This is a genomic window from Geomicrobium sp. JSM 1781026, from assembly GCF_041949955.1.
Classification (GTDB): domain Bacteria; phylum Bacillota; class Bacilli; order Bacillales; family Marinococcaceae; genus Geomicrobium_A.
On record NZ_JBHFQF010000004.1, the window covers coordinates 414,682 to 429,973 of the forward strand.

At 40.5% G+C, this 15,292-nt stretch carries 12 protein-coding genes; 2 read left to right on the forward strand and 10 right to left on the reverse strand.

The features are described 5' to 3' along the window. Nucleotides 1-5: 5 nt before the first annotated feature. From ACE1TF_RS09710 to ACE1TF_RS09740, 7 genes are all read right to left on the reverse strand, one after another. Nucleotides 6-1,367 carry an MmgE/PrpD family protein gene (locus ACE1TF_RS09710; RefSeq protein WP_042402474.1) on the reverse strand — a complete coding sequence of 454 codons (1,362 nt, stop codon included), beginning with the start codon at nt 1,365-1,367 and terminating at the stop codon, nt 6-8. Between the two features lie 57 nt (nt 1,368-1,424). Continuing rightward, on the reverse strand, nt 1,425-2,462 hold the full coding sequence (locus ACE1TF_RS09715; RefSeq protein WP_042402471.1) for a TAXI family TRAP transporter solute-binding subunit: 1,038 nt from the start codon (nt 2,460-2,462) through the stop codon (nt 1,425-1,427). A gap of 52 nt (nt 2,463-2,514) precedes the next feature. Then, the gene (locus ACE1TF_RS09720; protein WP_375016271.1) at nt 2,515-3,693 is read right to left on the reverse strand and encodes a CaiB/BaiF CoA transferase family protein; all 1,179 of its coding nucleotides are present in this window, start codon (nt 3,691-3,693) and stop codon (nt 2,515-2,517) included. Nucleotides 3,694-3,713: 20 nt separating this feature from the next. Next, nucleotides 3,714-5,663, reverse strand: coding sequence for a TRAP transporter permease (locus tag ACE1TF_RS09725; RefSeq protein ID WP_042402468.1), 1,950 nt, complete (start codon nt 5,661-5,663; stop codon nt 3,714-3,716). A 68-nt stretch (nt 5,664-5,731) separates the two neighbouring features. Next, a complete protein-coding gene (locus ACE1TF_RS09730; protein WP_375016273.1) occupies nt 5,732-6,385 on the reverse strand; it encodes a GntR family transcriptional regulator in 654 nt (217 codons plus the stop codon). 276 nt (nt 6,386-6,661) lie between these two features. Next, nucleotides 6,662-8,014, reverse strand: a complete 1,353-nt coding sequence (locus ACE1TF_RS09735) for a GntP family permease (RefSeq protein ID WP_375016275.1) — start codon at nt 8,012-8,014, stop codon at nt 6,662-6,664. Nucleotides 8,015-8,031: 17 nt separating this feature from the next. Next, nucleotides 8,032-9,474, reverse strand: coding sequence for a xylulokinase (locus tag ACE1TF_RS09740; RefSeq protein ID WP_375016277.1), 1,443 nt, complete (start codon nt 9,472-9,474; stop codon nt 8,032-8,034). A gap of 334 nt (nt 9,475-9,808) precedes the next feature. Here ACE1TF_RS09740 and ACE1TF_RS09745 point away from each other — a divergent pair, with 334 nt between their 5' ends. Together ACE1TF_RS09745 and ACE1TF_RS09750 are read left to right on the forward strand one after the other, a co-directional pair. Then, nucleotides 9,809-11,164: a glycosyltransferase gene (locus ACE1TF_RS09745; RefSeq protein ID WP_375016280.1), complete on the forward strand. Its 1,356-nt coding sequence runs from the start codon at nt 9,809-9,811 to the stop codon at nt 11,162-11,164. Between the two features lie 18 nt (nt 11,165-11,182). Next, nucleotides 11,183-12,523 carry a nucleotide sugar dehydrogenase gene (locus tag ACE1TF_RS09750; RefSeq protein ID WP_375016282.1) on the forward strand — a complete coding sequence of 447 codons (1,341 nt, stop codon included), beginning with the start codon at nt 11,183-11,185 and terminating at the stop codon, nt 12,521-12,523. Nucleotides 12,524-12,948: 425 nt separating this feature from the next. Here ACE1TF_RS09750 and ACE1TF_RS09755 read toward each other — a convergent pair whose 3' ends face one another. From ACE1TF_RS09755 to ACE1TF_RS09765, 3 genes are all read right to left on the reverse strand, one after another. Next, nucleotides 12,949-13,488 (reverse strand): GNAT family N-acetyltransferase, encoded by a 540-nt coding sequence (locus ACE1TF_RS09755; protein ID WP_375016285.1) that lies wholly within the window; start codon nt 13,486-13,488, stop codon nt 12,949-12,951. Between the two features lie 141 nt (nt 13,489-13,629). Next, nucleotides 13,630-13,896 (reverse strand): CD3324 family protein, encoded by a 267-nt coding sequence (locus tag ACE1TF_RS09760; protein WP_375016287.1) that lies wholly within the window; start codon nt 13,894-13,896, stop codon nt 13,630-13,632. Between the two features lie 1,300 nt (nt 13,897-15,196). Further along, the coding region (locus ACE1TF_RS09765) for an IS3 family transposase (protein ID WP_375016308.1) at nt 15,197-15,292 on the reverse strand (96 nt) is incomplete at its 5' end.

A 15,292-nucleotide genomic window follows, 5' to 3' on the forward strand; every position in this document is an offset into this window, starting at 1 on the left:
GCAGATCACACCTTTATATTCCGTGTAGATTGTACAAACCAATCTGCGATTAATTCTTCTTTCTCAAGCGCTGCCACACGATCAATATGTCCATCAATAATGAGTGCTCCAATACCTGACTCCTCTAGCATTTTTTTGAATTTCAATTGAATGTCCTTTAGACTAACTGGGTTTTCTGGATCACCTTTAGGAAATTTAACGGCTCTCTCGTAACTCATTCCATCATTCGTATACACTTCCATCTTCGTGCCCCACTCTTTTGGATACTCTTTTTCAACCTCTTCATCTACAATTACTTCGACCTTATCCATCAGATTCCGGATCGCAGGTTCATGAAGACGATCCTCGTTAAAATCGGTTAACCCAGCATTCCCATATACAAACGCTAATGACGTACAATAAGAAATGCTAAACTTCGCTCCATAAACGCTTTTGGGGTTGGGATTACCTGCTACTTTTTGAGCAGCTTGATATGTTCGTACTTTAATTTTATCGATTTGATCGTGAGTAATCCCTTCTTCATCCAAAAGAGAAAGTGCAATATCGATCGGTTGATGCGTATGTCTACATGATGCATGTATTTTAAATGAATTTTCTTTTATCTTTTCCGTTTCGCCTAATCCTTCAGTGATTTTCGTTTCGTCTGGGTGCGCACTCATGCTATACATGAAACCGCGATCACCTTCAAGTATTTTATTTGCAGCCGTGAATCCTTTTTGAGAAATTAATGCTGATAATACACCTTCCATTGCAGATTTTGCAGGATGAAGTTGTTTACTCATTGCTCCATCTTCAATAAATTCCCATAAACCAGCCGCTTGGGTTCCTGCACTGCCAATTGCATGTATCGTCTCATTAACACTCAAGTTAAATAACTTTGCTGCAGCTGCAGCTGCACCGAAAGTTCCACAAGTAGCTGTGTTATGCCATTTCTCATAGTGGGAAGGGCTCACAGCTTCACCAATTCGGTATGCAATTTCGTAGCCAACGACAACAGCTGTAATTAAATCCTTTCCTGTTTTACCTAAATATTCTGCAACTGCAACGGCCGCAGGGATAACAACAGTTCCCGCATGAACAATTGATTCCCGGTGAATATCATCTAGCTCAACAATGTGGGAGCTGGCCCCATTTACGAACGCAGCTTGATATACTGAGGTTTTCCCACCTGTGACTAAACTAGAATGTTCTTTTCCACCCATTTCATCAATGAATTCGTGAAGAATTTGAACAGGTGGTTGTGAGGCACCCGCTAAAGCAGATCCTAACCAATCAAGAATGCATTGTTTCGTGAATTCAATCGTATCACTCGTTAGATGATCATACGTTTTCTCGACCGTGTATTCAGCTAGCTGTTTTGACAACATCCCAATCTACTCCTCCCTAATTATCCACTAAGGATGTGTGCACAACGACCACATCGATTATTCCTCAGAACTCTCATACTCTTCTGGATATACTTCATCTGGCAAATCAATACCAATTTCTTCATAATAACGGATCGCACCAACATGCATCGGATACTCTTCATTCATAAGGATTGCCTCAGGATCTTGAGCCTCTTCTGCAGACTGATGCACGGAAATGATTTGGTCAATGTTTTCATGGTATGCTTTGACGAGGTCATAAACGAAATCTGCATTCGCCTCCCGTTGTACGACTCCAAAGTTGTACATTCCGATCGTTTCTAAATCTCCATCAAGTTGTCCGTATGTGTCCCCTGGAATCACATACTCCGTGAAGTAAGGAAGTGCTTCCATTACCGTCTCCCGGTCTTCACCATCAATACCATAAATATTTATGCTTGCTTGCGCTTCAACTTCGGTAACTGCAGAGATTGGTATTCCTGCTGAGAATCCAATATGGCTTAATTGTCCATCTAGCATTTGAGACGTCATATCACTTGCGCCTGCTTGTACTTGATCACCTGTTTCAATACCTAGTGCATCATAGATTTGCGGATTGTACTCACCAGGAGTTCCTCCAGATGGACCAACCCCTACTCTTTGCCCAGCATGTTCTTGAATGTTATCTACGCCTGTATTCTCCAAGGACCACCAATGGAATGGTGTTGTGTACATTGGGAAAATCACTCGAATATCCTCGTATGGTTCATCCCCGACCCATGCACCTTCTCCATAATACCCCTCAAATAATGGACCTACTGTAGTCATCCCAAGGTGGGCATCCCCTGCACCTAATAGTTGAATGTTGTGAACCGGCCCACCTGTCACTTCGACATTCGACGTAATATCTAAATGATCTTCAAGTAAAGAAGAAAATGCACCTCCCCAAATGTAATACGTACCTCCTTGGGAAGCTGTTCCAATCGTAACTGTGCTCGGATAATCTAGCTCTTGAAACTCACCTTCTGCATCTCCACCTGAAGACTCTTCTCCGCATGCAGAGAGTAAAAGTAAGGGTAATACGCTAGCTAACGTGAACATCTTTAGTTTTTTCATTATTCTCACCTCATTGATTATTTATTGAATTATGGAACTTCATATTTCATCGTCAAATTAAATTTTCACTTCTAAACCCGTCTATTTCTTCTTTACTATAGCCTAGGTCTCTTAGAATTTGATCTGTATGCTCTCCTAGGTCAGGGACGCTGCCCATTACACTTTCAACTCCCTTTATGTTTACAGGGGGAAGTAATGCTTGAACGACACCCGCAGATGTTTCTACATCGCGCCAGCGATCTCTTGCTTGTAATTGCGGATGATTAAAGAACTCTCTCATCGTATTTAATTTTGCATTCGCAATCTTTCCTCCATCTAATCTTTGCAACACCTCCTCTGAACTCAGTGTACTGAACACGTACTCAATGATAACGCGCAATTCTCCTCGATTTTGAGACCGCTTGGCGTTTGAATCGAAACGATTATCCGTGGCCAAAGAATCGTCAAGCAACACTTGCTCACAAAATTTCACCCATTCTCGTTCATTTTGCAAGCCGACGAATACTGTATCACTCCCACTACAGCGAAACGGGCCGTATGGATAGATGGTCGAATGGCTTGCACCTAGCCGCCTAGGTTCTTCTCCTCCGTAGGCTGCGTAATACATGGGGTAGCCCATCCACTCACCTAACGCTTCAAGCATGGAGACTTCAATAACTTGCCCTTTACCTGTATGCGAACGCAGGAGAAGGGCAGTAAGAATGCCCGAGTACATATACATCCCAGCTGCAATATCTCCAATCGACACCCCTACCTTCGATGGTGTATCTTCACCACCGGTTATGGAAACTAGTCCTGCTTCACATTGCACAAGCAGGTCATATGCTTTTTTGTTCCTGTAGGGTCCATAATCTCCATAACCTGAAAGGTTACAAATGATTAACTCTGGGAATTTATGATGAAGATCTTCGGTTCCATAACCGAGTCGCTCCATAGCACCAGGTGCAAGGTTTTGAATGAAAATATCTGCTTCCTCTAGTAAACTCTCGAATACTGCTTTACTTTTTTCTGCTTTTAAATCTAAGGTGATTGATTCCTTTGATCGGTTCGTCCAAACAAAATGACTGGACATCCCGTTTACAGATTTATCATAATGTCTAGCAAAATCCCCCGTTTCTGGACGTTCAACTTTAATGACTCGAGCACCTAAATCGGCTAATTGTCTAGTCGTAAAAGGTACTGCAATCGCCTGCTCTACTGAAAGCACTGTAATTCCTTCCAAAGGTTTCATAATCGTACTTCCTTCCGTCGCTACATATTTACTTCAAGATTGTCCTTTCGTAAAGGAGCTTCAGGTGGCTTGGACCTTTGAATAAATAACACGATTACGATTAAAACAATTGCTGATAGATCCGTTGCCCATCCTGAAAGCATGAGCAACACCGCAGCTACAATGAGCATGACTCTGGCGAGAATATTTGCACTTCTGCCGAAGAACCACCCTTCCACAGATGCGGCTAAGAAGTACACGCCAATGATTGAAGTAATTACGGCAAGACCTATAGAAACGCTCGTTCCTTCAAGCAGCAGCAACTCTGGACTAAAGAAGAACATAAATGGAATGATAAATGCTGCAAGACCAAGCTTAAAAGATGTAACTCCTGTTTTCATAGGATTTGTCCCTGCTATTCCTGCCGCGGCAAATGCGGCAAGTGCGATTGGAGGTGTAATTGCCGACATAACCGCATAGAAGAACACAAACATATGAGCAACAATCGGCTCAATACCTAAATTTACAAGGCCAGGCGCAATCACTGATGCGGCTACAGCATAAGCTGCCGTCGTAGGCATCCCCATTCCTAAAATAATTGAAACTAACATTGCAAATACAAGTGCGATTAGTAAGTTATTATCTGCAATAGATAAAAGCATGGAGCTGAAACGTTGACCAACACCCGTTAACGCAATCGTTCCAACGATAATCCCTGCACTAGCCACAATGGCAATTAATTGAATGGCATTCTTCATCCCAAGTTCTAAAGCTTGAAGAATATGCTTTAAGCCCATCCTAGTTTCTTTAGAAAATAGACTGAGTACAAAACAAGACACAATACCAATTGTTCCTGCCCGTATAATAGAATAGCCACTCATTAATAACACGATTAAAATAATGACGGGTAGAAACAGATAAGCCTTCTTCATGAGTTTCTTAAATTGTGGTAGCTGATTTCTTGGTACACCACTCAACCCTTGCTTAATTGCCTCAAAGTCAACCATAAAGTAAACGCTTACAAAGTAAAGGACAGCTGGAATAATGGCGGCGATAATAATTTCTGAATATGGAATGCCTGTAATTTCCGCCATCAAAAATGCTCCCGCCCCCATAATTGGCGGTAAAATTTGACCACCAGACGAAGCAGTAGCTTCTACAGCCGCTGCAAATCGTGGATGATATCCAGTCCTTTTCATAAGTGGGATAGTAAGTGAACCAGTTGCCACTACATTCCCTGCAGAGGTTCCATTAATCGTCCCCATTAAAGCAGACCCAAAAACTGAGACTTTAGCGGGCCCCCCTCTTCGACTTCCTGTCGCTGAAAAGGCTACATCCATAAAATACTGTCCAACGCCAGACATCTGAAGAAATGCACCAAAAATAATAAACAATATAATATACCTTGATGAAACATCTGTTGTTACTCCAAAAACACCATCTAAACTAAACACATACGTTACGAAACGTTCAAGGCTGTATCCTCCATGATTCAAGATACCCGGTAGATAAGGTCCTGCAAATACATAGAAAACAAAAACTAAACATAATATTGGCAAAACCCAGCCGCTAGTTCTCCTAGCTAACTCTAAAATAAGTAGCAACCCAATCATAGAAACAACGAAATCCATTGTCGTTGGAGACACACCAAATCTGAAGATGATCTGCTCTAAGTTTGCATAGATATACCAACCAACAAAGATTGCAGAAATAATCAGAACCCAATCAACGACTGAAATTTTGTCTTTTGCTTTTTTACTTCCTACATACAACATCATCCCTAAAATGACGCCTAACATGACGTGAGTTGTTCTAAAAACCCATGGATCAATGGGATTAAAATTCAAAATATAAATATGGTATAGAGCACCTAGGATCGCGATGGTCATAAATAAGTATTTTGCCCACCCTGTTAGGTTCCTTGTTGATGAAGAAGATTCCATTGGATCTTCAACTTTTGTATTTAACTTCTTCACTTCACTATTACTCAATTTCTCATCTCCTTTCTCTTCTCCTCTTTTTTGTAAGCCCTTACATTTTTACTTAAGAACGAAACCTCCTATGAATTTATTCGTTGAATATAGTCAACCAAGCGAGCTCCCGTCTTTGAAATGTGTTCTTGCAATGCTAGAGAAGCTTCACTAAAGTTACCCTTTTTTAAATGTTCTAAAATTACTTTATGATCGATGTTTGATTGATCAATTTGACCAAGTAGGAATTCTGGTGTTTGTTGAGCGTATCCATTCCATAGCAACTCGATAAACTTATTTAAACGGCCCCAATCACAATGTTTCAGCAACAATTTATGAAATGTAACATTTAATTGAACAAAATCATTTGGATTATTTTCTTCATCCATGAGCTTAATGTAGTCTTCCAATTCTTCAAGATCCCCGTGTGTGAGGTGCGGCGCCGCTCTTTGTAACGCCATCTTTTCTAAGTTTGACCGCAAAGCATAAGTCTCTTCAATTGCGCTCACATCGACGTCATTAACGAAAGCCCCACGATAAGGTTCTATGGTCACAAACCCTTCAATCTCTAATTGCTTTAGTGACTCACGAATTGGCATTCTGCTAATTCCTAAATATTCTGCTAGTTGTTCTTGAACTAATTTCTCACCTGGTTGAAAGTCGCCACTTAGTATTGACTTACGAATTGCATTCGTCGCTTTTACTTGAATTGAATCTTTATTTTCTAGCTGTAAATTTTTCATTGCGCATCCCCTAACTTAAAAGATAGTATACTGTATCCAATTTCTAAATTCAATATATTTTCTATCTATTTTTGAGATATCTCCACATCATCTCTTTTTAATCGACAACGATTTCAATTTTGTACGGTCCCAACAAATATAGAAAATCCCCCCATAGAGCTATGAACTGCCCATGGGGGGATTTCTAAAAGAATTTTATTTGTTCTTCGCTCACATTCTATCATGCAACACGTATCGTGATCAGCTTGGGCAGCTCCAACTACTCCCCAACTTCATCTACACTAACAACAACCAAAGCAACATCGCCACAGATATTGAAACAACGCCTTGAAGCAATGTCGCCATTGTTTGTGCTTTATATGCGTCTTTTATATGCATGCCACTGAACTCTTTGACGACCCAGAAGTAGCTGTCATTCACATGGCTAACGGTCATGGCTCCGGCTCCGATGGCCATAACGACGAGGGCTAATGGCACGGCGCCTTCGACTCCTGCTGCTGGTAAAATCGGGGCGACGAGAGATGATGTAATGACAAGGGCTGATGTGGATGAGCCTTGGGCGGTTTTTAGTGATGCAGCAATGATGAATGGGATGAGCAAGAATAAAGCGCCCGTAAATACCGTTCCAAATTCCCAATTCTGAATGAGCTCTTCTATTCCCGAATTGGCAATGACTGTACCAAATGCACCGCCAGTTCCTGTGATTAAAAGGATGGGGGCGGCATCAACCAGCCCTTTCCCGACCCACTTTGTGAGTGTTTCATCATTATAGTGTGGCAGTAACGGCAATGCCGCAACAACGCCAGCAAGTAAGGCAATCATCGGCTCTCCGAGAAAACTAAAGAAAGCGGCGACACTTCCCGTAGCTTCCAACACTGCTAGAATAGAGCCAACACCGATAAGGATAATCGGTAACAGAATCGGTAAGAACGATGCAAATGTGGTTGGCATCTTGCCGAATGAACGGACAACTTCATCATAATCATAATCAAGCTGTCCATCTACTTTCTCTTCTTCAACAACTATTTTTGACGCTACTTTTACTGCCCATAAGTAACCGACAAACGTGGCTGGAATGGCGACAAGAAAGCCAATTAAAATAATTGTCCCTAAGTATTGTTCCGCACCAATATTTCCTGCTGCGGCAATGGGCCCGGGTGTAGGTGGCACGAGCGTATGTGTAGCGTAAAGTCCTGTTGCAAGGGCGACGGCCATCGATGCGATGGCAACTTTCAGCCGCTTTGCGAGCGCTTTCTTTAAGCTCGATAATATAATGTAACCGGAGTCACAGAAAACGGGTATGGATACGATAAAACCTATTAAGCTCATCGCTAGTTGAGGGCGCTTCGGCCCAACAATGCGGAGAACGACTTCGGCCATTCGATACGCTGCCCCTGCTTTCTCTAAAATGACACCAATAATGGTCCCAAATACGATGACTAATCCTATATTAGCAATGACTCCCCCGAACCCATCGTTAATGCTCTCTACGACCAAATCAAATGACATTCCTGATGCAAAACCGACGAATAACGTTCCGAGTAACAGAGACAAAAATGGATGAAGCTTGAACACCGTTGTCGCAACAATAATTAGAAGAACTCCCAGTGCAATAATGGCAAAAAGCATGCAATCTCCTCCCTACTTTATTCGTCCTTTACGTACAATTGTAGAAATTTTCCATAACGTTGTTCATAAATCTGGGTAGCGGCGGAGCACGGGTCATACACATGTTTCGGTCTATGTTTGATTACACGCTCGTTGAACGTTTCGAGGTTCTCACACCAGCCTAAATGGACAAATCCTAATGATGCCGCGCCCATTGCAGGTAAATACTCTGCCTGTTTTGGCACATGCACACTCACTCCCCATACATCCGCCGCCATTTGACACCACGCGCCAGAACTCGTCCCACCACCGATAAGAACAATTGGAGCATCTCGATCAACGGGACCAATAAGTTGCTCAATCGTTTGGCGAAGTGACATGACTACACCTTCTAGCACACTCCGGCAAAAATCTGCAGGGGTCGTCGTTCCCCGAATGTTCGTAAAGCTTCCGGTAGCATTCGGATCTTGAACAGGAAATCGTTCACCATGAATATACGGCAAAAAGTAGACAGATTCCTCTCGCAACGGGGCGCCAACAACCGCACGGTCGAACGCCTCATAATCCCCTTCCATGAAAACGTTCGCAGCCCACCGATGAACATTGCCTGCGTTTAACACAGGGGCAATTGTCAAATAACGCGCCTCTTTTACATGACATAACTGAAAGACCCCCTTCGCCTGATCGGACACACGACTCGTTGCATATGCCACCCACCCCGTCGAGCCAATGTACCCATACTTCGCATCACCATCTAACACCCCCGCGCCCATCGAAGTAGCAGCCGCATCTCCTGCCCCACACAACACCGTCGTTCCTGACCGAAACCCTGCCGCCACGTCAACCACATGGCCAGCCACGTCACTCGGCGCAAGTAATTCCGGCAGTTTTCTATCAGAGATCCAATCTGTTATCCACTGCTTGCGAACGAGGTCCATCATTCCCGTTGTCGCGCCTGTCACTCGGTCTGTAACCGCCTGTCCAGTGAGCTTATGGATGACGAAATCTTTACTGCTCGTTAAGAATGCAGTCGTGTTCTTGTAGGCGTGTGGTTCCTCTTCTTTCATCCATTGAATCTTTGGAAGCACCATCGAACCGTCAAAAGGATTGCCTGTAATTTTCTGGATATCTGGGAAGGTATTCAACAGTTGTTTCGCTTGAATTGTTGCTCTGGCATCTGCATAAAGGATGGCGGGCCGCACCGGTTCACCGTTCTCATCAATAGGAATGCAATCTTGCATTTGGCCGCTCATGACAATGAGGAGTACTTCTTCAGGATGTATTCCGCTCTCCCACCAATATTTCGATATTTGACAAACATTTTCCCACCAATCATTGGGGTTCTGTTCCACTTGGTTACTCGGTTTGTAGTTAGTCTTGACTTCTAAAGATTGCGGTAAGTAGATCGTGCCATCAGACTGAATTAGAATACCTTTAACAGAAGTTGTTCCGATATCGAATGCCGCAATGTATTCGTTCATGATGATCACCTAGTTAGAATTTTCATTCATTATAACGTAGGAAATGTATAAGAGGATAGGGCAACTTGTTCTTGTTAATCAAACACTCCACAACTTACCATATTTGCTTGTGGATACATCCTGAACATCCCTACCCTTAATTCGTCAAGTGTACTAATAACTACTCCATATGACGTACCTTCAATGAAAGATAATACACATTAACTTCCTCTTGATTAAGTCTCATTAATATATTAGTATAGTAAATCGGTAGTTTCTACTCAGTAATATAAGCCTATATTTAAGTTATATCCGTTATTATTTGGAAATGTAAATGGTATCGAAAGGAATTGTGATGAAGAACAATACAAACTCAGGGGAACAGCATCGTGAGCAAAATATCTCTTACTTAGATCAGAAACACCATACTCAAAAGCCTCTAATTATTGAACGTTGGTACGTCAGAGCTTCGATAATTCTATTATTTATTGTCTTACTCCTATTAATGTTTAACGTAAATGTGCGCTCTGATACGACGTTTGAATACATTATAACCGCATTTGGCACGCTCGGTTTTACATATTTAATGAGTAAACTTCTACTATCCTTTTTCTACAAACCTTATACTGAAGAACCGAATAAAGAACATAAAGTATCAGTAGTCATCCCATCTTACAATGAAGATCCTGAAGCTGTGAAACAATCATTTGAAAGCTTATTGGAACAAGATTATCCGATCCATGAGATTATATTCATCGATGATGGTAGTGATGACCCAACGAGTTTTCATGAAATCAATGAATATGCTAAAAATGGCTATATTTCTCATAATGGTCACGTCACGAAAGTGATCACCCACCGGTTCCAAAAAAATAGAGGAAAACGTCAAGCAATGGCTTGGGGATTCCAAAGAGCTGAAGGTGATGTGTTCTTATGCGCTGATACCGATGGCTACTTATACCCTGATGCATTACGAGAATTGTTAAAGCCTTTCAACAATGCACGAGTCACTTCTGTCGTTGGCCATATTAATGCAAGGAATGTGAAAGATAGTTTTATTACGCGTTTGCAAGACATTTTATATCATAACTCTTTTCGAATTGGTCGGGGAGCACAATCTGTTACGAATAGTGTACTCGTCTGTAGCGGTGCATTAAGTGTACATCGAAGGGAATTTGTTCTTGAGTATTTGGATGAATTTCTTATTGAAGAAACGATGGGCATTCCATTAACAAATGGAGATGATCGTTGCCTAACCTACTTATCTTTGAAAAGTGGTGGGAAAACAAAGTACCAATCAACAGCGATGGCCATTACAGATGTTCCGATAAAAACTGGTAAATTTTTTAAACAACAAGTGCGATGGGCGAAATCGTTTTTCATATATACCATCAAGACATTAGATATTGCTTGGAAAAAACCAGCTGTTTTGTATTGGATTCTCGGAGAAGGATTTCTATGGATTATTTTTGGAGTTGCAAAAGTTGCAACGTTACTTACGTGGTCGGGAAACTTCATGTCCTTAATGCTCTTATATACGATTGCCTACTTTATTATAATATCACTCATTAGTGGGATTTATTACGTATACAGGAACCCTATACTTTATTTGCTTGCACCAATCTTTGCATTGGCTCACACCTTCATCATTATACCTGTACGTGTTTATGCATTAATTACTATTAAGCAAAAAACGTGGGGAACACGCTAATATTAAAGGAGATATACAATGACATTAGCAATCGAAAACGTATCGTTAACGAACCAAAACCATAGCGATCTATTAGAAAAGATAAAACAAAAAACAGCTCATATAGGCATCATTGGTATGGGCTACGTAGGGTTGCCGAACATGGTTTCTAAAGCGAGACAAGGGTATACCGTTACTGGTTTTGACATTGATCAACAAAAGGTTGATAACGTAAACAAGGCTCATAGTTATATTGAAGATGTAGCAACTGATGATCTCTTTGAACTCGTTCTCAAACATAAAAAAATCTCTGCAACAACCAATTTTGAACAACTGGATCGGATGGACGTCATTATGATCTGTGTGCCCACACCGATTGATCGCCATAAACAACCGATCCTTAGCTATATTAAAGATGCAACTAGAGAGATCGTACATCATGCAAAAACACCTGCACTCATCATTCTTGAAAGCACTACCTACCCTGGGACAACCGAAGACATTATCGTTACAGAATTTGAAAAGAACAATTATCAAATTGGTCGTGATTTCTTTGTCGCCTATTCTCCAGAAAGGATTGATCCTTCCAATCAACTGTTTAACGTTGACAACACACAGCGTGTTGTAGGCGGTCATACACCAGAATGTACAGTATTAGCTGCAGAATTCATTAATCAATATGCTCATACCGTCTCTTCAACGAGAACAGCAGAAATGTCCAAAGTGTTTGAAAACACATTTCGCTATGTCAACATTGCTTTATCCAATGAGCTAGCAAAGATCTGTGAAAAAAGCGGTATCGACGTTTGGGAAGTGTTAGAAGCTTCAAAAACAAAACCATTTGGATTTATGCCATTTTATCCTTCAACTGGGGTCGGAGGACATTGCATTCCCGTCGATCCTCATTACCTAAACTGGTTTGGAAAGAAATTCGATCATACTTCTAAACTCATTGATGCTGCAACCGACATTAATGATAGTATGCTCGATTACACATTAACGAAGATCTCACAAATATTAAACGAACAAAAAAAAGCTTTATACAATAGCCGAATTGCCATTGTCGGAGCTGCTTACAAGAAAAATATCGGTGATGTTCGTGAGTCACCCATATTTAAAGTTTATCGCTCATTACGTGCCTTCGGGGCAGCAGTTGACGTCTATGATCCATATGTCGATCATTTTATTAGTAACGGGGAACGGATTGAAGTAAGTGACGTAAAATATGAAGCGCTGGCAGATTGTGACATGACCCTTATTCTAACCGACCATGACCGTGTCGAATATCCGTCCGTTCTCAAATACTCGCCATGTGTCTTTGACACAAAAAACGCTTGTAAGCACTTAAATACATCAGACGTTTCCTATCATAAATTATAAAACTATCGATAAACCAATACTACAGGGAAGCACATTCATATATCCCGCGCTTCTCATTCCAATATAAGCTAGATTCTTCAGCCACTGATACCGCTACGGTTAAAAACGGAGAACGAATGTAAAACAAATGCGACCAGCACTTTTCAGCTGGTCGCATTTGTTTTTTTAGTGAGTGCCGCTTTGGTACCGCTTGCCTGCACAGACCATGTCTATGATGGGATAATTTACATTCACAACGCTCCATGTTACTGAAACCCCCACATAGAACGGACCCGATTGTTATCGTTAACAAGTAAGTTAGAGCATGAGGCGCTATTTTTTCAGTAACCTCAGTGAGATTCTGCGAGGCAACTATATAACTTGTTCCTGAGGTTAGTAGCTGTATTAACGCTACCCACTATTAAAGTAAGCTATTTGGAAATCAATTATTTTTCGGAATTATTAAATCGAAAAATAGTCTTATATCCATCAAACGTTTCCCCGTTTATCTCAGTATAGATTCCATTCGTGTAATTCGATATGGTCTTCCTCCAAAATTTTTGTCCAGCAATGTTTTTCTCTAATGGGTTAGTAAACAATTCCCAATTCCCTTTCAACTGGTCAAAAACTACTTTTGCTGCACTTTCTGCAATACCTTTCCCTCTTAAGGATTGAATTAAAAAGAACTCATTTACAAAATAGTCAATTCCTTTATTACAATGTGGTGGGGTTGCTATTAGAATAAACCCTGCTGGTATCCCATCGACTAAAATTAAGTAGGGGAATAAAACTCCTGTCTTTTCCCACCAAATATTTTGAACTTCATACTGATCATTTAAGGTTCGATAATCGTCACTATCCTCGTATATCCCGTGGACATTCGGAATTCTATCATAATGGCCAGAAAGGTCATACAGGTATAATGGATACAAGTTTTTTATAATATTTGCTTCTCTTTTATCTATTAAACGAACTTCGATTTTCATAGATTTCTCCTTTTAAAATAGTATTTGTATATGCTGTAATTGTAATAAGATTAGGTCAATGAATATATATAATAAACGATTATAAAATGTTCTTTACATAGAAAAGTCACATCAGATTTAATCCAATGTGACATATAAAAACTATTCTTTTGAGTAAACAATTTTTTTAATACTATCGTGAGAAAGAAAGAATTGATTTGAAAGTTGATCTATAGTTCCCCCGACGGAAAATTGTTGTCGGATCTCACAGTTTCTATGGTTTAAGTAACTTTTACTCCCAGAACTTTCTCCCCATTTCTTTTGTAATCCCTTTGAAATAGGGACATAAACCATTTCTCCATTTACATACTTCTGTATTTCATTCAGCAGTTCTTTTGGAAAGATACTTTTTGCATTTACATATTTCATGTTAGCTTCGCTCCTTAAAATAGAATAAATTTTTAAGGTAGCAAAGTCATTACTATAAACAATGTTCACTTCACAGGCGGAAATCAATGTTTAGCTCTATACAAACAACCGCCGTTGTTCATAGTGCAAACTTTGCATAGAGCGGATCTTGAAATTTCTCCTACTTATTTTCATAGTAATCCTCCTTTCTGTCCTAATACAACTATTTAGCAAAAGGGCCCGTTTGTTTAATGCTGATTCTATATATTTCCATATTAACATCAATACCTTTTTATTTGACTTGAAATTCTTGTAAAAGAATTTATTGTTGGTACGTAACTCTTTTTCATTTTAGTGATGATTTCATCACTTTATATGTCGTTTATTATCCATGTATTTTCTGTTTTCCATGGTGAGAAAACTCGCATATTGGTACTAATTTAAAATGAAATCCATTTTGAAGGTCATGCAACAGATATGAACTAAAAATAAATAGGATGATTAATATTGTATTCAACTAACATCCACCGTTTTGGTTCAAATTGGTTCAAGCATTATCAATTTCAATACTTTTTCATCCATTTTTATCCGTTTATAGTTTAGCAGTTTATTGATATAAATGGACTTCAATGGATTTGGTATACATAAAATTTATAAGTATATTTCTCTTTACCTTATGCTCAGCTTAAAAAATTTGATTACTCTCTTCGCTCACAAAAACCAACAAATCGTCAGCACGATTCATGGCTAAAGACCGTTCGGTTTATGTTCGGCACCTCCGGTGCCGATGGTTGCTAGCTCTTCAGGTTTATATGAATACACAGGGTTGAATTTCGGTGTATAAACGAGTATTCATAGAGCACCGTTTATTAGGTGAGCTGGGGTGTTCTGAAGCGATCTATATAAGTTGAACTAAAGAATTTCTTCACAAACGAATGGTATACCAACCGTTAAAGCCTAAAGTTCATCGACTTTGAGATCGATCATCATCGGTTTCAATAGACGTAGAAAAGATGAGATCTACTGCTATTGGCCTCCAAAGTGTAGGAATCGAGTTGAATGCCAATATTGAGCAACCCCAGTTCAGCGACGTCGTCTATTCAGTACCGTTGCTTGGAACGAAAGGCGGTGACGCCTGTAGAAGTTGGGCCGAGACGAGACCCCGCAGGTCGTTAGACCGAGGAGGCTCGGCCGGTCCTCCGCGGTAAAGAAAACACGGTGGGCGTCTTTTGACCACCGATGTTGACCTTATACTCTGGAGTGTAAAGAAAACACGGTGGGCGTCTTTTGAGGTAGTGACCCCCAAAAGTTAAAGTTTTTATTATGAAGCGGATTGGCTGGTTAAAGTTCGGTATTGGACCGGACTATGACCAGCCAGTTTTAATTTAATTCGATCATGGTTGTAATAATGCATGTA

Coding starts and splice junctions, on each gene's coding strand:
- ACE1TF_RS09710 (WP_042402474.1), bottom strand. CDS start 1,367: ATGTTGTCAAAACAGCTAGCTGAATACACGGTCGAGAAAACGTATGAT.
- ACE1TF_RS09715 (WP_042402471.1), bottom strand. CDS start 2,462: ATGAAAAAACTAAAGATGTTCACGTTAGCTAGCGTATTACCCTTACTT.
- ACE1TF_RS09720 (WP_375016271.1), bottom strand. CDS start 3,693: ATGAAACCTTTGGAAGGAATTACAGTGCTTTCAGTAGAGCAGGCGATT.
- ACE1TF_RS09730 (WP_375016273.1), bottom strand. CDS start 6,385: ATGAAAAATTTACAGCTAGAAAATAAAGATTCAATTCAAGTAAAAGCG.
- ACE1TF_RS09735 (WP_375016275.1), bottom strand. CDS start 8,014: ATGCTTTTTGCCATTATTGCACTGGGAGTTCTTCTAATTATTGTTGCG.
- ACE1TF_RS09740 (WP_375016277.1), bottom strand. CDS start 9,474: ATGAACGAATACATTGCGGCATTCGATATCGGAACAACTTCTGTTAAA.
- ACE1TF_RS09745 (WP_375016280.1), top strand. CDS start 9,809: ATGAAGAACAATACAAACTCAGGGGAACAGCATCGTGAGCAAAATATC.
- ACE1TF_RS09750 (WP_375016282.1), top strand. CDS start 11,183: ATGACATTAGCAATCGAAAACGTATCGTTAACGAACCAAAACCATAGC.
- ACE1TF_RS09755 (WP_375016285.1), bottom strand. CDS start 13,488: ATGAAAATCGAAGTTCGTTTAATAGATAAAAGAGAAGCAAATATTATA.
- ACE1TF_RS09760 (WP_375016287.1), bottom strand. CDS start 13,896: ATGAAATATGTAAATGCAAAAAGTATCTTTCCAAAAGAACTGCTGAAT.